Here is a 24,100-nt window from a genome sequence, read left to right as displayed (position 1 = left end):
ACCGCGTGTCAAACTCTTTTTTCTCACCGCTGTCGATCAATCCAGACCCGACCTCCTTCCTCGCTGACTCTTCACTCCAAAACCTTGCAAACTATTGATCTACAAGGCTTTTTCGTTTCCGTCTGCGCCGGAAGTGGGGCGAATTATAGACACCTCACAGAGGGCGTCAACCGTTAATTTCAAAATCGCCGAAATTGACCGTTTCGTGATTACCTATATAGAAGAGCATGTGCTCCTTGCGCAATATATTGCCCATTCATTGATTATTCCGCATCATGCGCCATTACCTGTGCCCGGATCACACCAGGATGTACATCTGAAATGTCTGAGAAATCCCGCAACATAGCCTCTGCCCTGTTCCCTCTGGGACTGCTGATGATCGCCATGATCTCCATTCAAAGCGGCGCGTCGCTGGCAAAGAGTCTTTTCCCTGTCGTGGGCGCGCAAGGCACCACGACCCTGAGGCTGGTATTCGCCAGCCTTATCCTGGTTGCCGTCCTGCGCCCGTGGCGGGCGAATCTGACTGCAAAGTCGTTACGCACCGTGGTGATCTACGGCATTGCGCTGGGCTGCATGAACCTTCTCTTCTATATGTCGTTGCAGACAGTCCCCTTGGGAATTGCAGTAGCCCTGGAGTTCACCGGTCCGCTGGCGGTGGCTTTGCTGTCCTCCCGTAAGCCCATTGATTTCCTCTGGGTAACTCTGGCAGTCATCGGCCTGCTGCTGTTGATCCCTCTGGGGACCTCAGCTGCCGCGATTGATCTGCTCGGTGCGGGCTACGCCTTGGGCGCCGGGGTGTGCTGGGCCGCATACATCGTATTCGGTCACAAGGCAGGCGCCGACAACGGTGTGCAGACAGCAGCGCTTGGTGTCGTGATTGCCGCGCTGTTCATAGGCCCGATAGGCGTAATACACGCAGGCTCTGCGTTACTGGATATTTCACTGATACCCGCAGCACTGGGTGTCGCAATCCTCTCGACTGCCCTGCCCTACAGCCTGGAGATGATCGCCCTGACGCGAATGTCGGCGCGTACATTTGGCACGCTGGCAAGCCTGGAACCGGTCTTCGCCGCGCTTTCCGGCCTGGTGTTTCTTCATGAAAGCCTTTCATTGACTCAGTGGCTGGCGATCGGCGCGATCATCTTCGCGTCCATTGGCGCAACCCTTGGTTCTGCAAACAGCAAACCTCAACTGGTGCCGGCTGACTGAACTTACCACGCATCAAGAAGCCATATGGCACTAGCATTTGTTACGCGCATGCGCCATGTTTGTACCTGACCGATTTATAGTCGGTGGCTATGCGTTACAGTTCAAAAGACTCATGGTCCAGTCAATCGGATGGATCGCGATCAGTAATGGCCCGCTAAGGAAAGGAATGAAATACATTTTTGTCGTATTGGCCATATTGGCTGTGGCAGGCTGTGCAGCCACGTCCAAACCCGTCACGCAAAGCAAGCGAGGCATCCACATCAATTGCTCAGGCCTCACGTCGTCCTGGGCAAAATGCTACGAACTGGCTACCAACTCCTGCGCTTCGAGAACATTCAAGGTGATCGCGAAGTCAGGCGATGCCACCGAGGAGCCCGAAGACTATCCGTTCGGCCTGAACCCGGCCGGCTACACCAGCCGCAGCATGATCATCGTGTGCAGGAAAGCTGCACCACTGGCGAATCCGTCGCCGCAGGACTGAGCCCGCGGCAACGTGAAGGCTTGATCAGACAGGGATCGTGCGGGCCTGCAGCCACAACAGCGCAGTGCCCTGCAGCAGCGGGCTCAAGCGCGTCAGAACCTGCACATGGTAGTCGTTCAGCCAGGCGCGCTCTTCTGCGCTCAACATCGACACCTCGAGGCAACGGGTGTCGATCGGGCACAGCGTCAGGGTTTCGAAGCGCAGAAACTCGCCGAATTCGGTTTTGCCGGCTTCCTGGTTGATCACCAGGTTTTCGATACGCACACCCCAGCGTCCAGGCCGGTACGTACCGGGCTCGATGGACGTGATCATGCCCGGCAGCATGGCCGTCTGCGGCGTTGCAGGCGCCTGATAGGCAATGACCTGCGGCCCCTCGTGCACATTCAGGAAATACCCCACACCATGCCCGGTGCCGTGGCCATAATTGACACCCTCACTCCAGATCGGCGCTCGGGCAATTGCGTCCAGCAGCGGCGACTGAATCCCTTTGGGAAACTGAGCACGCGACAATGCGATCACACCCTTGAGGACACGCGTACAGTCCTGCTTCTGTTCGGCGCTCGGCGTTCCGATCGCCACCATGCGCGTGATGTCAGTGGTGCCGCCAAGGTACTGGCCGCCCGAATCGATCAGCAGTAAACCATCACCTTCTATCCGCGCATGTTCCGCCTCGGTAGCACGGTAATGTGGCATCGCGCCATTGGCGTTGAAACCCGCGATGGTGGCAAAGCTGGGCGAGACATAGCCCGGACGTCGCTCGCGTGCCTGCGTGAGCTTTTCATCAATGGTCAGCTCGCTGACAGGCTCTCGCCCCAGCGCACTGTCCAGCCAGGCGAAGAACTCGCAGAGCGCTGCGCCGTCCTGCTCCATTGCCTGGCGGATGTGGGCCGTATCGGCTTCGGTTTTTTGCGACTTCAGTAACGTGCTCGGGTTAAGCCCTTCAACCAGCGTGACCTCACTGTCCAGGTAATCGAGCAGCCCGCAGGTAACCCGCGCCGGATCGACCAGCAGTCGCGCGTCCTTCGGCAGTTCACGCAAGGCGGCGCCAATCTGCGTGTACTCCATGAGGTTGATAGCGTCGCGCTCCAGGCGCGCGCGCACCGAGTCCGGCACTTTCTTCGAATCCACGAACAGCGTGACGCTTTGCGGACCGATCAAGGCGAACGCGATGAACACCGGATTGTAGGAAACGTCTGCGCCACGCAGATTGAACAGCCAGGCGATGTCGTCCAGCGTTGCAATGAAATGCCAGTCAGCTTTTCGCTCGACGATGATCTGACGAACCCGCGCGAGTTTTTCGCTACGGTCCAGTGACGCCTGGGGAGGCAAATGCTCGTAAATAGGGTGGGACGGCAACGCGGGCCGGTCCTGCCATAGCTCGGTGAGCAGGTCGATATCGGTTCGCAGCCGCGCACCGCGTTCGTAGAGCTTGCTTGCCAGGGTTCGCGAAGAAGCAACAGCCAGAACAGCGCCATCAACGGCAACCACGCTTTCGGCCTTGGCTTCATCTGCCAGCCATTCGAGTGGACCTTGCTGGCCGGGCATCAGTTTCACCAGCTCGATGCCGCTGCCGGCCAGCTCCTTGGTAGCCTGTTCCCAGTAGCGGCTATCAGCCCAAATGCCGGCAAAATCCTGGGTGATGATCAGTGTACCGACCGAGCCGTGAAAACCCGACAGCCACTGGCGCCCCTGCCAATAGCCGGGCAGGTATTCGGAGAGATGCGGATCCGCTGACGGCACCAGATAGGCATCGATGCGCTCCCTGCTCATCAAGGCGCGGGTTTGCGCCAAACGTTCTGCCACGCCTGAACTGGCATTGGATTGCGTGCTCATTGACTCTCCTGCTGACCCGGAAATTGACTGCTTTCACTGGTTCAGATAATGGAGCACTCATCGAGCCTGAGCAACCGCCCAGAACGCAGGCTGAACAAGAGAGGCGCGAATCGAGTCGACCGCACGCTCTATGTCCTGCTCACGGGTGAAGCGCCCCAGGCTCAGGCGTATCGTCTGGCTCGCGGCCTGCGGGCTCAGCCCAAGGGCGAGCAGGACATGCGACGGCAGGTTTTTCGCCGAGTTGCAGGCGGAGGTGGACGAAAAGGCCAGACTCTCACCCAGCGCGGCGACATCCAGATCGTTATGGGTGAAGGTAAAACTGAGCGTGTGGGCAATCCGCTGCGTGGGACTGCCGTTGATACACACCCCGGGAATCTTGGCCAGGCGCTCACAAAGACGATCGCTCAGCCGCTGTATTTCAACCACCTCTTCTTCGAGCACCTCTGCCGCCAGGGCAAAGGCCGCGCCCATTCCGGCGATCTGATGCGTCGCCAGTGTCCCGGAGCGCAAGCCACATTCGTGCCCTCCTCCATGAATCTGGGCGAGAACACGCTGCTGCGCGCGCGGACCGACATACAAGGCGCCAATGCCCTTGGGCCCATAGATCTTGTGTGCCGAGAGCGACATCAAATCTACCGCGAGCTGGCTGAGGTCGATCGGCAGCTTGCCAGCGCCCTGTGCAGCGTCGACATGCAACAGCGCCCCGTGCCCACGTACGCGCCTGCCGATCTCGGCAATGTCGTTGACGGTACCCAGTTCGTTATTGACCAGCATCAGCGAGACCAGAAATGTATCGTCACGCAAGGCTGCACTGACTGCATCGGCACTGATCAGGCCCTCGCTGTCCGGCGCCAGCCAGGTAACGTCGACGCCCTCTTCCTCAAGCTGACGGGCGGTGTCGAGGGTCGCCTTGTGCTCGATCAGGCTGGTGATGATATGACCGGGTCTGCCTCCGGCGACGGCTGCCTGGCGCCTGGCACGTTCCTGAGCTACCCCCTTGAGTGCCAGATTGCTGGACTCGGTGGCGCCGGAAGTCCAGATGATCTGCGAGGCTTGCGCACCCACCAGATGCGCAACCTGCCCGCGAGCAAGTTCCACCGCAAGGCGGGCCTTCTGGCCGAACGAATGGGAGCTGGAGGCCGGATTACCGAAATTGCCTGACGCCCCCAGGCAATCGACCATTACCCTGATGACACGCTCGTCCACAGGCGTGGTGGCAGCGTAATCAAAATACAGCACTGGCTCGTTCATGCACGTTCCTCGTTTACAGACCATGAGGAAGATCATGCACGAAACCAAATAGAACCAAAAATTATCAATTAATATTTATATAGATCAAAATGGAATATTCAAAAAGCTGCTGTCGTAAAATCCGTTGATCTCTCGACGCCGGACAGAGGCCGTGAGCTGTGTCGTTAAAAAGACATCGACGGATGATATTTTTTTGACACACTTATAAATCAGTACGTTAGATTCTTCGCTCTACCATTTATCAAAAATCTAACAGAAACCTGACGAAATAATTTGACAGATACCCTGCCGCCACCGATATATAGGACCGTCAGGCACATTCCAGTTTTACGCACATGCCGCAGAGCATAGCGTTGGAATCATCCGCCGAAGTTGACTGCTGTCCAGTCTCACCCTGTCAGTTATTTCCACGGCGCTTACCCGGCGCTGGCGGATGTCTGTTGACTCTCACTTCCTTTTTAAAGTGCTGAATGCGTTCGGTGTGGCGGTAGCTTTGCCTGATGCAATGCGACCCACTCGACGCTTACGCGCTGGTTCTGTGTAAGCAGCGCCCTGACTGGATCGACCCGATTCAGCGGTAGCGTGCCCGGCAGTCAACGTACGTCTGCGAAAGATGCCCGGTCACCCGCTTGGCAACGCGCTGATTCAAAGAAACATGGAGGCTTCGATGATTAACGTGACCAAGACATATCTGGGCGATATCGACCAGTTCAAACGCTATGTCGAAGGCATCTACGCACGTGGCTGGCTGACCAATCACGGTCCGCTGGCCAGGGAGCTGACGGATCGGCTCAAGGACTACCTGGGCGTCAGGCACATTATTCTGACCAACAACGGCACCCTGGCCCTGCAAGTGGCCTATCGGGCGCTGGGGCTGAGTGGCAGCGCAGTGACTACGCCATTCAGTTTTGTCGCGACCAGCAGCTCGCTGCAATGGGAAGGCATCCGGCCGATCTTTGCCGACATCGATGCGCACACCTGGAACATCTCGCCGAAACACATCGAACACAGTATTGCCGAAGACACCACTGCAATCGTCGCCACCCACGTGTTTGGCAATCCGTGTGATGTGCAAGCCATTGAGCAGATAGCCCGCGAGCACAAGCTCAAGGTCGTCTATGACGGCGCACACGCATTCGCCGTGCGTCACGCAGGCCAGTCGGTGCTCAATCATGGCGACATCAGCACCTTGAGCTTCCATGCCACCAAGCTGTTTCACACCATTGAAGGTGGCGCGATCATCACCAACGATGACGAGCTGGCCAGACAAGCCCATCTGATGTGCAACTTCGGCATTTCCGGCGTCGACCGGATCGACAGCATCGGCATCAACGCTAAGCTCAACGAATTCTCTGCTGCGATGGGTCTGTGCATTCTCGACAACATCAGCAACATTCTCGAAGAGCGCGCGGAGATAGCCGATCACTACACCTCGTCGCTGCAGGACTATCTGGATCTGCAGACACCGCAGGCCGACAGCCAGTTGAATCACAGTTATTACCCTGTGGCCCTGCGCGACGAACAACAATTGCTGAGCGTGCGCACGGCACTCAACCAGCACAAGATCAACCCTCGCCGCTACTTCTACCCCTCGCTGGATACCCTTGAATACCTGCAGCCGCAACCCGGCCAGCCGGTCTCCAGAGCGTTGAGCGAGCGAGTGCTGTGCCTGCCGATCTATCCCGGTCTGCTGAGAAGCGAGCAGGACCTGGTGATCCGCACCCTGATCGAAGCCTGCAGCGGGACTGAAACTGACTACCGGGCCTGCACCGTTGCGCGGGTCTGCTGACGATCATGCCCGGCAAACATTCCCTCATTCGCAACACCCTCCTGAATTACGGCGGGCAGGCTTACGTGCTGCTGGTCGGGATTCTGATCATGCCGTTTTATCTGGGCCATCTGGGTGCCGAAGCGTATGGCCTGATCGGTTTCTTCACCCTGCTGCAGGCCTGGCTGCAATTGCTGGATGCCGGCCTGTCGCCCAGCCTGGTGCGGGCGGTGGCGCACCAGCGAGACACCCCTGCAAGCAAACAATACCTGGGTCGTCTGCTGCGCTCGTTCGAACTGATCTTTCTGCCGATGGCCATGTTCAGCGCCCTGCTGGTCTGTGTCGCCAGCCCGTGGATCGCCGCGCACTGGCTGAACGCAGATACGCTACAACCCGACACGCTGACCCATTGCATCACCTTGATGGGCATCATCATTGCCCTGCGCCTGTATTCGACGCTGTACAAAAGCGCGATTCAGGGCCTTGAACAGCATGGCTGGCTCAACGTCGCCAATGTGTCGATCGCCACGTTGCGCTACTTCGGTGGCCTGGTGTTGGTCAGTCAGTTTTCCCGGGACCCACGAGACTTCTTTGAATTTCAACTCGCAGTGGGGCTGATCGAAACCCTGCTGTTTGCCGCCAAGGCCCGCAGGCAGATGCCTGCGCCGCATTGGCTGACCGGACTGGACTGGCCATTGATCAAGCCGATCCTGCCCTTCGCCGCCAGCCTGTCGCTGAGCGCTGTGCTGTGGATCGTGCTGACCCAGGTGGACAAGGCTCTTCTGTCGAATCTGCTGCCGCTGGACCAGTACGGCTACTTCTCACTGGTGGCGTTGATCGCCACCGGCATCGTGATGCTGACCAACCCGCTGGTCCAGACGCTGCTGCCGCGCCTGACGGTGTTGATGGCCGAGGGGCGGCGCGACGAGATGCACGCCTTGTTTCTGGCCGCCAATCGTTTCGCCTGCACCTTTCTGTTTCCTCTGGCGGCGGTCACTGCCCTGTATGCGGAACCGTTGATTCTCGCCTGGACCGGCGATCCGGTCGCCGCGCACTGGAGTCGTCCGGTGCTGGGCTGGTACGCACTGGGCAGCGCCATCATGGCCGCCAGTGCCTTTCAGTTCTATCTGCAATACACCTATGGCCGGATGCACTTGCACCTGTGGTACAGCCTGATTTCGACGCTGGTCAGCGTGCCGGTGATGGTGCTGGCGATCCATTATCAGGGCGTGTACGGCGCGGCGTTGGCGTGGTTTTTTCTGCGGGCGACGTCCTTCGCGATATGGCCAGCCATCGTGCATCGACACCTGGCCCCCGGTCTTCATCGCCAGTGGCTGAGCGACATCCTGCGTATCAGCGCGATGACCGCTGCCGGCCTGGTGGTCAGCGCCCCCGTTTTCAATCTGATTGCCGGAGAAAGCCGCAGCAGCGTGCTTCTGGCACTCGCGCTCAGCGGGCTTGTCACCCTGACGCTGGTGGCGACGAGTCACCGGCCGCTGGCATCGAAACTCTATGTTCTGTTCAGTAAACCGAGTACTTGAGCCATGGACGACACTGTAAGAAATACCGACGAAACCTGCCTGCCGCCACCGCTGCTGAGCATCGTATGCCCCGCCTACAATCAGGAGGGCTTCATCGCCCAGACGCTGGACGGGCTTTTGTCACAGCAGACCGATTTCAGGTACGAAATCCTGATCAACGACGACGCCTCCACAGACGCTACCGCGCGCATCATTGCGCACTACGCCGAGCGGCATCCGACGATCATTCGGCCCTTCTATCAGCAGATCAATCAGTACAGTCAGGGCAGAGCTTGCGTCCCGGGCCTGTTTGGCGAAGCACGCGGTCGTTACATCGCCTACTGCGAAGCCGACGATTACTGGACCGATCCGCAAAAACTACAGCAGCAAGTGGACTTTCTCGAAGCTCATCCAGATTACGTCATCACTTATCACGACGCGTTCGTCTTCGATGAGCACGGCCAGTATGGCGTGCAGCTGCAAGGTCATCTGCGCGCCGATGCCTCGGCGCTGGAGTTGCAGCAGGCAAGACGCCTGTCGACCCTGACCGTCTGCTTTCGCAATGTGTTCAGCCAGATGCCGCCCGAACTGAGCCTGTGCAACGCGCCGCTGAACGATATGTGCTGGTGGTCGCTGCTGGGGGCCTACGGCAAGGGCAAGTTCATGGCCGGGATCAAGCCGGCCGCCTATCGCATGCACCCTGGCGGGGTGTTCTCGATGCGCAGTGACAAACGCAAGTTGCACATGAACCTGCAGACCTGCTCAAGCCTGGCCAACTATTACAACCGCTTGGGCAATCAGCCGCTGTACCAGTATTTCCTGATGCAGACGGTGTGCCTGTCGCTGGCTGCACTCGCCCCTCGCCACAAACTGCAGACACTGTGGAAAGTGGCAGGCAACGTGATCGGCAATCTGCGCAGGCGCCTGCTGCCGGCCATTGGCAAAGCTCATGTTCAGTAGTGTGCTGGTGTTGTGCGTCGGCAACGTCTGCCGCAGTCCGATGGCCGTCGCGATGCTGCATGAACGCCTGCAGGCCACGCAGGTGCGTATTCAGTCGGCAGGCATCGCCGCGTTATCGGGTTCGTCGATCGACCCGACGGCACATGCGGTACTGCAGTCGCATCGGGTGCAGCCTCGGCGGCATGCCGCTCGCCAGATGAGTCGCGAGCTGCTGCGCCAGGCCGACCTGATCCTGCTGATGGAGCAGGCGCATTTTTCCGACGTCCTCGAACTGGCCCCCGAAGTGCGCGGCAAAGCCTTTCTGATGGGAAAATGGCAGGACCCGCTCGACATCACCGACCCTTACCGGCGCCCCGCGTCAGCCTTCGAGCAGACCTACGCGCAGCTCTCGCGCTGCATCGACGACTGGCTTCCCCATTTTCAGTCAGGAGCAACAGGATAAATGACCGTCATGAACCATCCTTCCCTGAATTTCCAACCGGACTCCCGGATTGATCTGGCAACGGTCCTGCGGATGCTGTTCGATCACAAGACCCTGATCCTGTGGACCGTCGGCGTGTTTTTTCTGATCGGCCTGGGCTATGCCATTCTTGCCACGCCGGTGTATCAGGCCACCGCCATGATTCAGATAGAGCCTCGGAAAATCGGCATCGAGGGCACGCCGGAAGTCAGTGCCAAGCCACTCTCGGTGTCGCAGGCGACCACCGAGATCGAGCTGATCAAGTCCCGCGCGCTGCTGGGCAAGGTCGTCGACGATCTGCAGCTCAATAGGCTCCAGACACCTGATTTGTTTCCTGTGATCGGTCCTTATCTGTATCGCACCTTCAAGCCCGCACGCGACGGTGAACTGGCGCAGCCTTTATTCGGCCTGACCCAATATGCGTGGGGCGGCGAAAAAATAGAGGTGTTCCAACTGGAAGTGCCAGAGCACCTGCTGGGTGAAAGGCTCACCCTGACCGCAGGCAAACCCGGCCAGTTCTCGCTCTACGATAGCGAACACACTCTGCTGCTCGGGGGTGCGATCAATCGCGTGGTCGAAGGCCACGGAATCAAGATTCAGGTCGCAACGCTGCAGGCCCGGCCCGGTACCGATTTCACTGTCTCCAGACAGCGCACACTCAGCACCGCGCTGATCTATCAGAACCGCCTGAAGATCGCCGAGGCCGGCAGGGACTCGGGCATCATCTACCTGTCGATCGAGGACCAGGACGCACAACGGGCCAACCGGATTCTCGATGAGGTCAGCCATCTGTATGTACGTCAGAACGTCGAGCGCAGTTCGGCCGAGGCCGCCCAGCGGCTGCAGTTTTTGCGCTCGCAGTTACCCGCCGTACGCAAGCAGCTCGAGGAATCGGAAACCGCGCTGAACACCTTCCAGACCAGCGCCCGATCGGTGGACCTGAGTATCGAAACCAAGGGGGTGCTTGACCAGGTGGTCAGTCTCGACTCGATGCTGTCCGAACTGAAACTCAAGCGCGTCGAACTGGAACGGCTGTATACCCGCGAGCACCCGACCTATCGCAGCCTGATGAGCCAGATGAACCAGCTGGAACAACAGCGACTGGGTTTGCTGAAAAAGATCGACGCGCTGCCCATGACCCAGCAGGAGCTGTTGCGCCTGACCCGCGACATGCAGGTCATCAGCCAGACCTACACGCTGATGCTCAACAAAAGCCAGGAGCAGGACATTCTGCGCGCCGGCAACATCGGCAACGTACGGGTCATCGATAACGCCGACACCAATGTCGAAAGACCCGTCAAACCGATGAAAACGCTGATTGTGCTGATTGCCACGCTGCTTGGCGCACTGGTCGCGATGACCATGGTTTTCGTGCGCCAGGCGTTCTATCGCGGCGTCGAAAGCGCCGAGATCATTGAAAATCTGGGCATGCCGGTCTACGCGTCGCTGCCCTACTCGCGTCAACAGGAGCATCTGGACAAGCGCGACCATGCTGGCAAGGAGTCGAAGTTGCTGAGCATTGCCGCACCTGCCGAGCTGGCGATCGAGTCATTGCGCAGCCTGCGCACAAGCCTGCACTTCGCCATGCTTGAAGCGCGCAACAACGTGCTGATGATATCCAGCCCGACACCGGGCGCAGGCAAGTCTTTTGTGTCGAGCAATCTGGCGACCATCATTGCCCAGACCGGCAAACGGGTCCTGCTGATCGATGCCGACATGCGCAAAGGCTACCTGCATCGCCTCCTCGGTCTGCAACCCAAACACGGGCTGTCCGACACACTGGCGGCGCGTCTGCGCTGTACCGAGGTCATCAACACCACCCGTGTCCGGCATCTGGATTTCATCTCCTGTGGTTTCGCCGCGCCCAACCCCTCGGAGCTGCTGATGCATGACAACTTCCACAAGATGCTTGCCGAACTGTCGCCGCTGTACGACCTGATTCTGATCGACACCCCGCCCATCCTCGCCGTGACCGATGCGACGCTGGTTGGCCGTCAGGCGGGCACTTGCCTGCTGGTGGCGCGCTTCGGCATGACCACCGTTCAGGAAATCGAAGCCAGCAAACGACGTTTGGGTCAGAACGGAATTCTGATCAAGGGCGCCATTTTTAACGCGGTGGTGCGCAAGGCCACGACCTCCGACTACGACTGCGCCGCCTACGGCTACAACTACCACCCCGCGCCCCGATAACCGGGGTGCTGCTTGCCGCTGACCGAGCTGTTTCATTTAAAAGGAATTAACCATGTCCCACTCCGACCAGGATGTCCGCTGGTACCTGATCCAGACCAAACCGCGGCAGGAAGCCCGCGCCGAAGAACATTTGCGGCGTCAGCAGTTCGAGTGCTATCGACCGTTACAGGCCGATGCAAAAAAAACCGGCGCGAAGGCTCAGGCCGGCGAGCCCTTGTTCCCCGGCTATCTGTTCATTCACATGGATCAGGTGCAGGACAACTGGTACCCGATTCGCTCCACCCGCGGCGTCTCGCGCATCGTGACCTTCGGTGGTCATCCGGTGCCGGTTCGGGATCATCTGATCGAGCAGATCCGCCAACGACTCGCCACACCCGCGCCGAAAACACAGTTTACCCAGGGCGACGCGGTGCTGATCACCCATGCCAGCTGGGGTGAAGTCGAGGCCATCTTTTTGAGCGAAGACGGCGCGCAGCGCGCGGTGATCCTGCTCAATATGCTGCAACGCCAGCAAAAAGTGGTGCTGCCGATCAGCAGCCTGTCGCGAATCGAGGCGAGCGCCTAGCGCTCGAACCCGCCGTAACCTGCCGCACGACGTGTACTGAAAGCATGCGTCGCACGCCTGTTCCACCAGCCTCGGAATCGCACCATGCCGCGCCAGACCACCCTGGTGACGCTCACCTATGGTGACCGTTTCAGCTATTTGCACACCCTGATCAGCCGCTCGCTGGAAAGCCCGCTGATCGGCCGCGTGATCGTTGTCAGCAATGCTTCCACCGCGCCGCTGCAAGCGCTGTGCGATAAGTGGCCCGATCGGGTTCAGGTGATCTGGCTACCGCACAACACCGGCTCGGCCAATGGCTACTCGGTGGGCATCAACGCCGCGCTGCAAACCGGAGACGACTGCATCTGGCTGATGGACGACGATAACGCACCGACCGCGCATGCCATCGAGGCATTGCATCGATCCTTGCGTGAACGGCAACTCCTCGACGGCCAGGACAACTGCGCGGTGCTCGGCTTTCGCCCCACGCATCAAGCCGACATCGCCGCAGGTGTGCCGCTGCAATATGCGATCCAGCGGCGCTCAAGCTTCTTCGGCTTTCACATCGCCCAGTTGCCTTACAAGATCTGGCGACGCCTGCCGTGGAGAAAGCCCGATGCGACCCGGCTGATGCCGGAACGCGTGCAACTGCCTTTTGCCACTTACGGCGGGCTGCTTGCCCATCGCAGCCTTTACCAAAAGATCGGCCTGCCACTGGATGCTCTCAAACTGTACAGCGATGACAGCGAATACACCTGGCGCATCACCGACGGTGGCGGAAAGCTGTTTCTGGTGCCCGATGCGCGGCTGGATGATCTGGAAGACTCCTGGAACATCAAGGCACGGACCCGCAATGTCTATGAAAGCTACCTGCTGGGCGGCTCGGATCTGCGCGCCTACTACGCAGCGCGCAATCAGGCCTGGTTCGACAAACATGTCTGGGCGGCTTCCACGCTCAGCTATCGGCTCAATCGCCGGGTGTTTCTCTGCCTGCTGAGCCTGTATGCCTGGCGCCATGACGCGGCCCAGCGTCTGGACCTGCTCAACGACGCCATTCGCGAAGGCGAAGCCGGCAGGCTGGGCCTGAACAGGGCCTACCCACTATGAAAATCCTTTTCATCAACAGCCTCTACGCGCCCGATATCGGCGGCGGCGCAGAAATCATTCTGCAGCGTACGGTCGAGGGCTTGCAGCAGCGCGGGCACAGCGTCGCGGTATTGGCCACCACTGACCGGCCTGGCTTGCAACTGGCGGAGGTCAACCGGGTCAAGGTCTATCGGGCCGGCCTGCTTAACCACTATTGGCACTTCATCGCCCAGCGTCCGGGCCGTCTGGCGCGCTTTGCCTGGCACTGGCGCGACCGCTACAACGCAGGCATGCGTGAGTACGTGGAGCGCGTGATGGAGCTGGAGCAGCCAGAACTGGTGGTGTGCCATAACCTGACGGGCTGGTCGGTCTCGGCATGGGACCAGATCACCCAGGCCAATTGCCCGATCGTGCAGGTGCTGCATGATTTCTACCTGCTGTGCCCGGCAAGCACGATGTTCAGAAAAGGCAAAAGCTGTCAGCGCCAGTGCACGACGTGCACACGGTTGCGCAGCCATCATGCACACCAGTCGGAACAGGTCAGCGCGGTGGTCGGCGTCAGCCGCTTCATGCTCGACACGCTGCGGGCGCAGGATTACTTCAAGCATGCCAGAGGCTATGTGGTGCATAACGCCAGCCCGTTTACGCCAGCGCTTCGCGAGCAGCCCAAAGCACTTGCCGATAACGCACCGTTGCGTTTCGGTTACCTGGGCACCCTGTCGACCAACAAGGGGCTGGAGTGGCTGATCGAGCAGTTCCAGCGCCTGCCGTTCAAAGCCACCCTGCAGATCGCCGGGCGCGGACAGCCATCCGACGAAAAGCGCTTCAGGGCCATGGTCACGTCCCCGGACATCAGCTTCGTCGGTTTTCAGAGGCCTGAGCATTTCTATCGCCAGATCGACGTGGCGGTTGTGCCTTCCCTGTGGAATGAGCCATTCGGCATGGTCGCGGTCGAGGCGTGCGCGCACTCGCTGCCGGTCATCGCCAGCCGCATGGGCGGGCTCACGGAAATCATTCAGGAACCGCTCAATGGCTTGCTGTGCAGCCCCGATGACCCCGATTCACTGGGGCTGGCGATGCTCAGGCTGCATCAGCAGCCCGAACTGCTGGCACGCCTCGGCAGCCAGGCACGCAGCAGCGTCGCGTCGTTGATGAATCTGGACCTGATGCTGGACCAGTACGAAAGCATTTTTGCCCAGACCTTGCAGGACCGCAGCACGTAGCACGGGCGCAATTGCCCCCTTTGACGACATCAAGGACACGGTGTGGCACCCGCCAGCCCACTTTCATCAGCAGGACGCTCAAGATGATTTTCATCAATGCACGGTTTCTTACCCAGGACATCAGTGGTGTACAGCGCTACGCAGAGCAGATGTGCCGAGCGCTGAAGCGACTGCGCGACGATCTGGTATTCGTTGCCCCGAATAACATCAGACTGCATGACTGCGCCAGCGCATTAGAGGCGCACTGCATCGGGCGCTCCACCGGGCATGCGTGGGAGCAGATCGACCTGCCGCTGTACCTGAAACGTCGTAGCAGTCCGCTGCTGATCTCGATCAGCAACACCGGGCCCATGCTGTATGGCAACCAGATTGCGACTCACCACGACATCAACTATGTGCGCTACCCGCAAAGTTACACCCGGCTGTTCCGGCTGGCCTATCGGACCATCACCCCGATCCTGCTGTCGCGCGCCAGAACCCTGATCACCGGCAGCCACTTCTCGCGCAAAGAAATATCCTCGTTCTATGGCTACGCAGAAGACAAGGTGCTCGTCGTACCGGCTGCGGTCAGCGACGATTTCATACCGGGTTCGACCGCGGTGAATCATCCGAAATACCTGCTGGCCGTGTCCTCGCCGGCCGTGCACAAGAATTTCAGACGGATGATTCAGGCCTTTCTCAGCCTGCGCGGCCATACGGATCTGCAGTTGCATATTGTCGGCGCAGCCAGCGCGTTGTTCGCCGACCCGAACCTGCAGCACCTCGCCTGCCGTGACCCGCGCATCCGTTTTCTGGGGCGCCTCAGTGATGCCGAGCTGATCGCGCAGTACCAGGGCGCGACTGCGTTCGTCTTCCCTTCGCTTTACGAGGGCTTCGGCATCCCGCCGCTCGAAGCCCAGGCCTGCGGCTGTCCGGTGCTGGCGGCCAATGCTGCGTCTATTCCGGAAGTTCTGCAGGCCAGTGCGCTGTATTTCGACCCGCTGGACGTCAGCCACATGGCCGCAGCCATGCAGCGCATTCTGCTGGATGCGCCCTTGCGCAAGGCGCTGCGTGTGCAAGGCCTGCAAAACGTGCAGCGTTTTTCCTGGGAGCTTTCCGCGCAGCGCCTTTCCCAGCGCATCGATACGTTGCTGGCGGCCGACCCTGCGCAGCAAAGCAAGCTGCACGTCGCCGCCGAATCGTCCACCGGCAAACCCTGAATCCACAACAGCAACGCCAGGATGCGCGCCGTCGTGTCCGCAGTAGCGCGGGCCATTACAGCAAGGAACGCCCATGAGAATCGCTATCGTCCACGACTGGCTGGTGAGCTACGCCGGTGCCGAGCGCGTGCTCGCGTCATTGATCAACGTCTGGCCTGCTGCGGACCTGTTTGCGGTCATCGACTTCCTCAGCGATCAGGACCGCGCGCACCTGCATGGCAAGGTCGCCAGAACGACGTTCATCCAGAAGCTGCCCGGTGCCCGCAAACACTATTCGCGCTACCTGCCACTGATGCCGCTGGCCATCGAGCAACTGGATCTGTCCGGTTATGACCTGATCATCAGCAGCAGCCACGCGGTGGCCAAGGGCGTGCTGTGCGGCCCGGACCAATTGCACATCAGTTATGTGCACTCACCGATCCGCTATGCCTGGGACTTGCAGCACCAGTACCTTCAGGAGTCCGGGCTGAGCAAGGGAATCAAGGGTGGCCTGGCGCGCCTGATCCTGCATTACATTCGCTTGTGGGACCAGCGCACGTCGACCGGCGTGGATGCCTTCATTGCCAATTCCGGGTTTATCGGTGCGCGCATCAGCAAGGCCTATCGACGCGACTCCACCGTTATCTACCCGCCGGTGGACACACTCGGCTTCACTGCCCAGGGCACGCGTGGGGACTTCTACCTCTGCGCCTCGCGGATGGTGCCTTACAAACGCATGCCGATGATCGTCGAAGCCTTTGCCGCGATGCCTGACAAACGCCTGATCATGATCGGTGACGGACCGGACCTGGCCAAGGCGCAGGCCATTGCCAGCCAGGTGAGCAACGTGACGCTGCTGGGTTTCCAACCGAGTAACGTGCTGCTTGAGCACATGCGCAGTGCCAGGGCGTTTGTCTTCGCCGCCGAGGAGGATTTCGGCATCAGCCCGGTCGAGGCCCAGGCCTGCGGCACGCCGGTCATCGCCTTCGCCAAGGGCGGCGTCATGGAAACCGTGCGCGGTCTGGATCACCCGCAGCCGACCGGCGTGTTCTACGGACAGCAAACAGTCGCATCACTGATCGCCGCCATCGGCGAATTCGAAGCGGCGCAATCACGCATCTCTCCCGAGGCTTGCCGGGCCAATGCCGAGCGGTTTTCGGTCGCGCGTTTCGAGCAGGAGATCAAAGCCTTCGTCGAGGACCGTCTGGCCCTCTCAAGCAGGGTTCATCTGGCGCGCCTGTCTCTGTCGCAATGGGTCGCCCAGGCATCTCCCGGCCTCGGCAGCGAACTGCCGAACCGTGTCGTCCCCCTGAAAATCGTCTGAGCGAGCCCTTCCCATGCGTACTTCAGTCCGCGGCATTCTGCGTGCCCACCAGTCAGCGCTTTCGCTCGCCCATCGCTTGCTGGACCTGACCGTCATTGTGCTGATCGGTTACTGGCAAACCGGGCTGACAGTCACCGACAGCACAGAAGCCTGGTCGCACATTTTCCTCGCGGTGCTGGTCTTTCACTGGGTCAGCGAGTACCACCAGTTGTATGGCTCATGGCGCGGCGAGCGCATCCTGCGCGAGCTGACCAAGGTCTTCAGTTACTGGGCGATGACCTTCATCACCCTGCTGTCGCTGAACAGCCTGCTGCTCAACCAGACGCAATTGCCCGATAACGGCCAGATGAGCTGGTTCGCGCTGGCACTCGCCGTGCTGTGCGGCTACCGGCTGCTGATTCGTCTGGCCCTGCACACCCTGCGTCGGCGCGGCTTCAATACGCGCCGGGTGGCCATCGTCGGCACCGGGCAGGTCGGCGAGCGGCTGGCCAGCTCCATCGCCCAAGCGCCCTGGATGGGCCTGATCCTGCTCGGTTTTTACGACGCGCACCCGCAGCAGATGAATCTGCAGGCGCACAAGCGCCGCCCGCCCGTACTGGGTGACCTGCAGCAGTTGATCGAAGATGCCCGCGCTGGCCGGATCGACAAGGTGTACATCACCCTCGCCTTCAGCGCCGAACCGCAACTGCGCGAGTTGATTACCGGCCTGAGCGACACCACCGCCTCGGTCTATCTGATTCCGGATGTGTTCATGTTCGACCTGCTGCATGCGCGCAGTGAAAGCATCAATGGCCTGGCCAGCATCAGCATTTTCGACTCGCCCATGGACGGTGCCTGGAGCCTGGCCAAACGTGCCGAAGACATCGTGCTGTCGAGCCTGATTCTGTTGCTGATCGCTGCGCCGATGCTGACCATCGCGGCAGCCATCAAGCTCACCTCGGCCGGCCCGGTGCTGTTCCGCCAGCGCCGCTACGGGCTGGACGGCCGCTCGATCATGGTCTGGAAATTTCGCAGCATGAGCGTCCAGGAAAACACCGATGTGGTGCTGCAGGCGACGCGCAACGACGCGCGGGTAACACCGCTGGGCCGCTTTTTGCGCCGGACGTCGCTGGATGAGCTGCCGCAGTTCTTCAACGTGTTGCACGGCGACATGTCCATCGTTGGCCCACGCCCCCACGCCATTGCCCACAACGAGCAATACCGCAGGCAGGTCAGCGGTTACATGTTGCGCCACAAGGTCAAGCCCGGAATCACCGGCTGGGCGCAGATCAACGGCTGGCGCGGCGAAACCGACACGCTGGACAAGATGCGCATGCGCGTCGAATTCGACCTGGAATACATCGAGCACTGGTCGATCTGGCTGGACCTGAAAATCATTCTGCTGACGCTGCTCAAGGGGTTCGTCAACAAGAACGCCTTCTGATGCCAGCGCTGACCCGAGCACCCACCGAATACCCTCGGTACGCAACAAGAACGGAGCAATCCCATGAAAGGAAAAACGTCATGAATCGAAGCGTTACTGCGTTACTGCTGGTCAGCCTGGCGCTGCAAGGCTGTGCATTCGCGCCGGGGCAACATATGACGCCGGATGACGTCACCCTCGACAAGCCGGACGAACCCCGGGCACAGTTGATCGAGGTCACGCCGAAGACCCTGCAGCAACAGCAACTGCGCGCCACCGCAGAGGCCAAGGCCCTGCCGCAGGTGCTGCTGGACTACAGGACTCCGGAATACGTGATCGGTGCTGGCGATACCTTGCTGGTCACCGTGTTCGAACACCCGGAACTGACCGCGCCGGGCTCACAGGACCAACTGGATGCCAACACCCGGGAAGTGCTCAACGACGGCACGCTCTACTTCCCCTATGTAGGCAGAATCCGCGCGAGTGGCAGAACGGTCAGCGAGGTTCGTGAGCAGTTGCGCATGGGCCTGGCGCCGCAGTACACCGAGGTCAAGGTCGACGTCAAAGTGCTGCGCTACAACAGCCAGCGAATCCTGTTGTCCGGTTCTTTCAAGGTCCCCGGCCCGCAACCGATCACCAATATTCCGTTGAGCCTGGTGCAGGCGGTGAGTGTCGCCGGCGTCGACCTGACCGATGCCAACCTGGCAGGGCTGACCCTGCGCCGAGAGGGCAAGGATTACCTGATCGACATCGACTCGCTGAACCGCCGGGACTCGCAACTGAGCCGGATTTTCCTGAAGGACGGCGATTACCTGCACCTCAACAGCAACTCGCGGAACAAGATCTACGTGCTGGGCGAGGTCCGTAACCCTCAGGTGATCTCGTTCGGCACCACCCGCCTGACGCTGCTCGAGGCGTTGGGAAACTCCGGCGGCCTCAGCCCGGACAGCGCAGACGGCGATGCGGTGTACGTTATACGTGGTGCGGAAAACTTCGCCCAGGCGCCCTCCACCGTCTACCACCTCAATGCGAAAAAGCCCACCGCCTACCTGCTGGCGGGGCAGTTCGAGCTCAAGGCACAGGATGTGGTGTTCGTCGGCCCTGCCGATATCACCCGCTGGAGCCGCTTCATCAGCCAGTTGCTCGGCTCGGCCAGCGTGATACAGACCGGTGCGGCGTTTCGCAACTGACCCGGACGGCCGTTCACCAATCTCCCTGCACGCGGTTGTGCGGGGATTTTTTTGCCTGTCGTACAGCACCAGACTGTTGCCAGAGCAACAGCGGTTCAACAGTTGACGGCTTTTGCATCAGCGCGGCGAACCCTCTCCTGCGGCATGCAACAGACGCAGACCCAACGGCTGCGGGCTATAGCCAGATACACAAGAAGGCTGGCACATAAGCTGCTTTGCAGGGTTACGCTTATCGCAAGGACATCCCACATGCGCGTCGTTTCACTTTCAGGCAGTCCCTCCCCCAAATCCCGTTCCGGCGTTGTGCTGGCCCACGCCGGCCGCTGGCTGCAGAGTCACGGCGTTGAAGTCACCACATTGCGCATACGCGACTTCAATGCGGAGGACCTGCTTTTCGCCCGTTTCGACAGCCCGCAGGTGCTGGAATTGATCGAAGCGGTCAGCCAGGCCGATGGCCTGCTGATCGGTACGCCGGTGTACAAGGCGTCATTTTCCGGCGCGCTGAAAACCCTGCTCGACTTGCTGCCGGAGCGCGCGCTGCATGGCAAAGTGGTCTTGCCGCTGGCCACCGGCGGCAGTATCGCGCACATGCTGGCCGTGGACTACGCGCTCAAACCGGTGCTGTCGGCGCTCAAGTCGCAGGAAGTGCTGCACGGCATCTTCGCCATCGATACCCAGGTCAGCTACGACGACAACGAACTAGGCGGTACGCTGGACGAAATCCTCACCGAGCGCCTGCATGAAGGGCTGGAGCATTTCCACCACGGCCTGCAACGCCGCTTGCAGGCGCGTCACCAGCAGGCTGGCGGGCACTTGCAACTGGCGTTGTAGTGCCGGAATAGCAAAGGCATCAATGCTCGATAAACAGCGGATACAGCGAGGCCACCAACAGCGCTGCCATCACGCCGTTGAAAATACGTAACCCGAGCGGATCGCGCAGAACGTTGCGCAGCAAACTGCCAAAGCCTGCCCAGACGCCCACGCTGGGCAGATTGATCAACGCAAACACTGCGGAAATCACCACAACGTTGTAGAAGTAGCCCTGCATGGGGGTGTAGGTGCTGATCGCACCAATCGCCATGATCCAGGCCTTGGGATTGACCCATTGAAAGAGCGCGGCGCTCATGAAACTCAGCGGCTTGCCCTCGCTGTCGACGCTATCGGAGGCCGGCCCCGACGTGGCGATTTTCCAGGCCAGGTACAGCAGATAGGCAGCGCCCACATAGCGCAGGATCGTGTAGAGCAAAGGCCAGGCCTTGAACACACTGCCCAGACCGAAGCCGACGGCCAGCACCAGAACGAAAAAACCGACACTGATACCCAGCATGTGCGGCAGGGTGCGACTGAAACCGAAGTTCACGCCCGAGGCCAGCAGCATCATGTTGTTGGGGCCGGGAGTGATGGAGGTGACGAATGCGAAGAGTGTGAATGCCAGAATCAAATCGAAAGAGAGAAACATGCTGCCTGTCCGGATCAGTGAGTCAGGTGCTCACCCTATCGAAGGCGGTGCAGGAAACACACGGACAGTTGCCGGCCAATTACGGCAGTACAGTTCTTACACAACGCACTTTTCAAGCAGACTGTTAACCTTGGGGCTGCTGAACAACGGCGCCCAAGTCGACGTTCGTTTCGCCTTTCTCATCGAAGTCCCGCACCTGCTGGATCTGCGGATCCGCCATCAACTGCGCCTTGCGTGCCTGATACTCATCAAATGACAGGCCGCGACGGTTGAGGTCTTCAAGGGCCAACTGATGGCTTTCTTCAGCGCTGAACGCCCGCTGCTCGACAGCGTGGTGAGTGGAGCAGCCGGAAACCAGCGCAACAGTGAATGTCAGGACAAGCGCAAGGGCGAGCATACGGTTCATCGGGGGCCTCCGGTCGGGCTTCATTTCAGGAATGAAGCAAGGTTACGCCTGCCCCTGACGCAGCAAAAATCATCCGCCGTGATAGTCGCTATCGACTGTTGCGAGCATTCTCGATCAACACCTCGCGCAACGCCTGAGCCGCCGCTGAAAGCTTGTGATCGGCGAGCATCATCAGGCCTATACGCCGTTCGATCAGCGGCTCCACCAGCGCCACGCAGCAGGCCCCCAGTTCCTGCATCTGCCCGATGCACAGTGACGGCACCGCGCTGACGCCCAGGCCGTTGGCAACCATGCGCCCGATGGTCGACAACTGATGGCTCTCGAACGCGACCGCCAGCTTGCCGTGGCGGGGCTCGATGGCCTGTTCCAGCAGCAAACGTACCGCCGACGGGCGTTGCAGGGCGATGAAGTCTTCACGCAGCAGTTCTTCCCAGGCGACCTCATGCCGCCCGGCCAGCGGCGACTCCCGGGGCACCACGGCGACGAAGCGGTCCATATAGAACGGGGTGAACGACAGGGTACTGTTCGACTCAGGCTCAAAGCCGATACCCAGTTCGACACGGCGATGGCGGACCATCTCCAGCACTTGCTCGTTGATCACGTCATGCACCGCCACGTTGACGCGCGGGTAGCGCCCGCGAAACACCTTCAAGGCCGCTGGCAGCAGATTACCGGCAAATGACGGCATGGCGGCGACCGACACCCTGCCCATTTGCAAAGTAAAACGCTGACGCAGCAGTTCTTCGGTGTTGTCCCAGTCGGCCAGCAACTGGCGCGCCAGCGGCAACAGGGTCTCGCCCTCGGGCGTCAGACCGACATTGCGCGTAGTGCGCGTCAACAGCTGTCCGCCAAGGTCCTCTTCGAGGCTCTTGATCGTCAGGCTCAAGGCCGGTTGCGACACGTTGAGTCGCTCGCCGGCCTGAGCGAAGCTCAGGTACTGCGCAACGGCCAGAAAAGCGCGAAGCTGCTTGACGTTCATATATTTGCTTTTCTTATGAATTGATCAGAAAAACAAAATTAACAAATCAGTCCCATCGAGAGAAGATGCAGGTCACCCGATCCTCCGGCAGCGCGACTGTCGGTCAACAACTATAAAAGGCGGATCATCATGGCTGGACTCGATAAACGAGTAGCGACCTACGAAGAAGCCCTCGCCGGGCTGACCGACGACATGACGGTACTCTGCGGCGGCTTCGGCCTGTGCGGCATCCCGGAAAACCTGATCGCGCAGATCAAGCGCATGGGCATCAAGGGCCTGACCGTGGTCTCCAATAACTGTGGCGTTGACGGCTTCGGACTCGGCATCCTGCTGGAAGACCGGCAGATCCGCAAAATGATTTCGTCCTACGTCGGCGAGAATGCCTTGTTCGAAAAGCAGCTGCTCAGCGGCGAGCTGGAAGTCGAACTCACGCCGCAAGGCACCCTGGCGGAAAAACTGCGTGCCGGTGGCGCGGGCATTCCGGCGTTCTACACTGCGACCGGTTACGGAACGCCGGTCGCCGAAGGTAAGGAAACCCGCCAGTTCAACGGCCGCAACGTGATTCTGGAAGAAGCCATCACCGGTGACTTCGCCCTGATCAAGGGCTGGAAAGCCGACCACTTCGGCAACGTCATCTATCGTCATACCGCACAGAACTTCAACCCGGTGGTGGCCACCGCCGGACGGATCACCGTGGTCGAGGTCGAAGAAATCGTCGAGCCCGGCGTGCTGCTGCCTACCCAGATCCACACCCCCGGCATCTACGTCGACCGGGTCATTCAGGGCACTTTCGAAAAACGCATCGAACAGCGCACCGTCAGAAAATCCTGATAGCGCAGCCTTGGCCCTACAACAATAAAGAGGCTTCAGACGATGGCACTTTCCCGCGAACAAATGGCTCAACGTGTCGCCCGTGAGCTCAAGGACGGTTATTACGTGAACCTTGGCATCGGTATTCCGACCCTGGTGGCCAACTACGTGCCCGATGACATCGACGTCATGCTCCAGTCGGAAAACGGCCTGCTGGGCATGGGCGCCTTCCCCACCGAAGACACCATCGACGCGGACATGATCAATGCCGGCAAGCAGACGGTCACCGCGCGCATCGGCGCCTCCATTTTTTCGTCGGCCGAATCCTTTGCCATGATCCGCGGCGGCCATGTCGACCTGACGGTGCTCGGCGCTTTCGAGGTGGATATCGAGGGCAACATCGCTTCGTGGATGATCCCCGGCAAGCTGATCAAGGGCATGGGTGGCGCGATGGATCTGGTGGCGGGCGCTGACAATATCATCGTCACCATGACCCATGCGTCGAAGGACGGCGAATCCAAACTGCTCACCCGTTGCAGCCTGCCACTGACCGGCGCAGGCTGCATCCGCAAGGTGCTGACTGATCTGGCCTACCTGGAAATCGAAAACGGCGCGTTCATCCTCCGCGAACGCGCGCCGGGGGTCAGCGTGGAAGAAATCGTGGCCAAAACAGCAGGCAAGCTGATCGTGCCGGATGACGTGATCGAGATGAGCTTCTGAGTGCAGGCCAACACGGAGCATTGGCACGATGGTCACCAGCTCACAAGCCGGGCCTTTAGCTAAATTGCTCTAAAGCGCTTTTCGAGCACGATGGCACAGACGACGCA

22 protein-coding genes are annotated in these 24,100 nt (G+C 60.1%); 17 read left to right on the top strand and 5 right to left on the bottom strand.

What is annotated here, in order from left to right:
• The first annotated feature begins 321 nt into the window (after positions 1–321).
• Complete coding sequence (gene rhtA, locus P406_RS26365; RefSeq protein ID WP_003370628.1) at positions 322–1,209, top strand: threonine/homoserine exporter RhtA; 888 nt, start codon at positions 322–324, stop codon at positions 1,207–1,209.
• Positions 1,210–1,375: 166 nt separating this feature from the next.
• The gene (locus P406_RS26360; RefSeq protein WP_003417622.1) at positions 1,376–1,690 is read left to right on the top strand and encodes a hypothetical protein; all 315 of its coding nucleotides are present in this window, start codon (positions 1,376–1,378) and stop codon (positions 1,688–1,690) included.
• 24 nt (positions 1,691–1,714) lie between these two features.
• On the opposite strand, the gene P406_RS26355 is transcribed toward P406_RS26360, so the two are convergent.
• Together P406_RS26355 and P406_RS26350 are read right to left on the bottom strand one after the other, a co-directional pair.
• Positions 1,715–3,523 (bottom strand): aminopeptidase P family protein, encoded by a 1,809-nt coding sequence (locus tag P406_RS26355; protein WP_046237818.1) that lies wholly within the window; start codon positions 3,521–3,523, stop codon positions 1,715–1,717.
• A 57-nt stretch (positions 3,524–3,580) separates the two neighbouring features.
• Entirely contained in the window at positions 3,581–4,774 is a 1,194-nt protein-coding gene (locus tag P406_RS26350) for a cysteine desulfurase family protein (protein ID WP_046237817.1), read from the bottom strand.
• Between the two features lie 667 nt (positions 4,775–5,441).
• Here P406_RS26350 and P406_RS26345 point away from each other — a divergent pair.
• From P406_RS26345 to ssuE, 13 genes are all read left to right on the top strand, one after another.
• Positions 5,442–6,563, top strand: coding sequence for a DegT/DnrJ/EryC1/StrS family aminotransferase (locus tag P406_RS26345; protein WP_046237816.1), 1,122 nt, complete (start codon positions 5,442–5,444; stop codon positions 6,561–6,563).
• Between the two features lie 5 nt (positions 6,564–6,568).
• The gene (locus tag P406_RS26340; RefSeq protein ID WP_046237815.1) at positions 6,569–8,083 is read left to right on the top strand and encodes a lipopolysaccharide biosynthesis protein; all 1,515 of its coding nucleotides are present in this window, start codon (positions 6,569–6,571) and stop codon (positions 8,081–8,083) included.
• 3 nt (positions 8,084–8,086) lie between these two features.
• The gene (locus P406_RS26335; RefSeq protein WP_046237814.1) at positions 8,087–9,022 is read left to right on the top strand and encodes a glycosyltransferase family 2 protein; all 936 of its coding nucleotides are present in this window, start codon (positions 8,087–8,089) and stop codon (positions 9,020–9,022) included.
• Positions 9,012–9,464: a low molecular weight protein-tyrosine-phosphatase gene (locus tag P406_RS26330; RefSeq protein ID WP_003412064.1), complete on the top strand. Its 453-nt coding sequence runs from the start codon at positions 9,012–9,014 to the stop codon at positions 9,462–9,464. The genes P406_RS26335 and P406_RS26330 overlap by 11 nt, the downstream gene beginning before the upstream one ends.
• Positions 9,465–11,672 (top strand): polysaccharide biosynthesis tyrosine autokinase, encoded by a 2,208-nt coding sequence (locus tag P406_RS26325; protein ID WP_046237813.1) that lies wholly within the window; start codon positions 9,465–9,467, stop codon positions 11,670–11,672.
• A 52-nt stretch (positions 11,673–11,724) separates the two neighbouring features.
• Positions 11,725–12,237, top strand: a complete 513-nt coding sequence (gene rfaH, locus P406_RS26320; RefSeq protein WP_046237812.1) for a transcription/translation regulatory transformer protein RfaH — start codon at positions 11,725–11,727, stop codon at positions 12,235–12,237.
• A gap of 84 nt (positions 12,238–12,321) precedes the next feature.
• Positions 12,322–13,323 (top strand): glycosyltransferase, encoded by a 1,002-nt coding sequence (locus P406_RS26315; protein ID WP_046237811.1) that lies wholly within the window; start codon positions 12,322–12,324, stop codon positions 13,321–13,323.
• Positions 13,320–14,525, top strand: a complete 1,206-nt coding sequence (locus P406_RS26310) for a glycosyltransferase family 4 protein (protein WP_046237810.1) — start codon at positions 13,320–13,322, stop codon at positions 14,523–14,525. The genes P406_RS26315 and P406_RS26310 overlap by 4 nt, the downstream gene beginning before the upstream one ends.
• Positions 14,526–14,608: 83 nt before the next feature.
• Positions 14,609–15,724 (top strand): glycosyltransferase family 4 protein, encoded by a 1,116-nt coding sequence (locus P406_RS26305; protein ID WP_046237809.1) that lies wholly within the window; start codon positions 14,609–14,611, stop codon positions 15,722–15,724.
• 73 nt (positions 15,725–15,797) lie between these two features.
• Positions 15,798–17,027 (top strand): glycosyltransferase family 4 protein, encoded by a 1,230-nt coding sequence (locus P406_RS26300; protein ID WP_046237808.1) that lies wholly within the window; start codon positions 15,798–15,800, stop codon positions 17,025–17,027.
• Positions 17,028–17,040: 13 nt separating this feature from the next.
• Complete coding sequence (locus tag P406_RS26295; protein ID WP_046237807.1) at positions 17,041–18,450, top strand: undecaprenyl-phosphate glucose phosphotransferase; 1,410 nt, start codon at positions 17,041–17,043, stop codon at positions 18,448–18,450.
• Positions 18,451–18,530: 80 nt separating this feature from the next.
• Entirely contained in the window at positions 18,531–19,619 is a 1,089-nt protein-coding gene (locus P406_RS26290; protein WP_003391720.1) for a polysaccharide biosynthesis/export family protein, read from the top strand.
• Between the two features lie 249 nt (positions 19,620–19,868).
• Positions 19,869–20,450 carry an NADPH-dependent FMN reductase gene (gene ssuE, locus P406_RS26285; RefSeq protein WP_003348618.1) on the top strand — a complete coding sequence of 194 codons (582 nt, stop codon included), beginning with the start codon at positions 19,869–19,871 and terminating at the stop codon, positions 20,448–20,450.
• A 19-nt stretch (positions 20,451–20,469) separates the two neighbouring features.
• Here the strand turns inward: ssuE and P406_RS26280 are convergent, their stop codons facing one another.
• The 3 genes from P406_RS26280 to P406_RS26270 form a co-directional block, all read right to left on the bottom strand.
• On the bottom strand, positions 20,470–21,078 hold the full coding sequence (locus tag P406_RS26280) for a LysE family translocator (RefSeq protein WP_046237806.1): 609 nt from the start codon (positions 21,076–21,078) through the stop codon (positions 20,470–20,472).
• A gap of 124 nt (positions 21,079–21,202) precedes the next feature.
• On the bottom strand, positions 21,203–21,484 hold the full coding sequence (locus P406_RS26275; protein WP_024649997.1) for a hypothetical protein: 282 nt from the start codon (positions 21,482–21,484) through the stop codon (positions 21,203–21,205).
• A gap of 88 nt (positions 21,485–21,572) precedes the next feature.
• The gene (locus P406_RS26270) at positions 21,573–22,463 is read right to left on the bottom strand and encodes a LysR family transcriptional regulator (protein WP_046237805.1); all 891 of its coding nucleotides are present in this window, start codon (positions 22,461–22,463) and stop codon (positions 21,573–21,575) included.
• Positions 22,464–22,592: 129 nt separating this feature from the next.
• Here P406_RS26270 and P406_RS26265 point away from each other — a divergent pair, with 129 nt between their 5' ends.
• Positions 22,593–23,294, top strand: coding sequence for a CoA transferase subunit A (locus tag P406_RS26265; RefSeq protein WP_003391701.1), 702 nt, complete (start codon positions 22,593–22,595; stop codon positions 23,292–23,294).
• A 42-nt stretch (positions 23,295–23,336) separates the two neighbouring features.
• Positions 23,337–23,993, top strand: coding sequence for a CoA transferase subunit B (locus P406_RS26260; RefSeq protein ID WP_003315741.1), 657 nt, complete (start codon positions 23,337–23,339; stop codon positions 23,991–23,993).
• Positions 23,994–24,100: the final 107 nt, after the last annotated feature.

The organism is Pseudomonas syringae pv. coryli str. NCPPB 4273 (assembly GCF_000972175.1).
GTDB classification, from domain to species: domain Bacteria; phylum Pseudomonadota; class Gammaproteobacteria; order Pseudomonadales; family Pseudomonadaceae; genus Aquipseudomonas; species Aquipseudomonas syringae.
The sequence above is the reverse complement of the archived record's forward strand: the minus strand, read 5'-3'. Positions and strand labels throughout refer to the sequence as shown.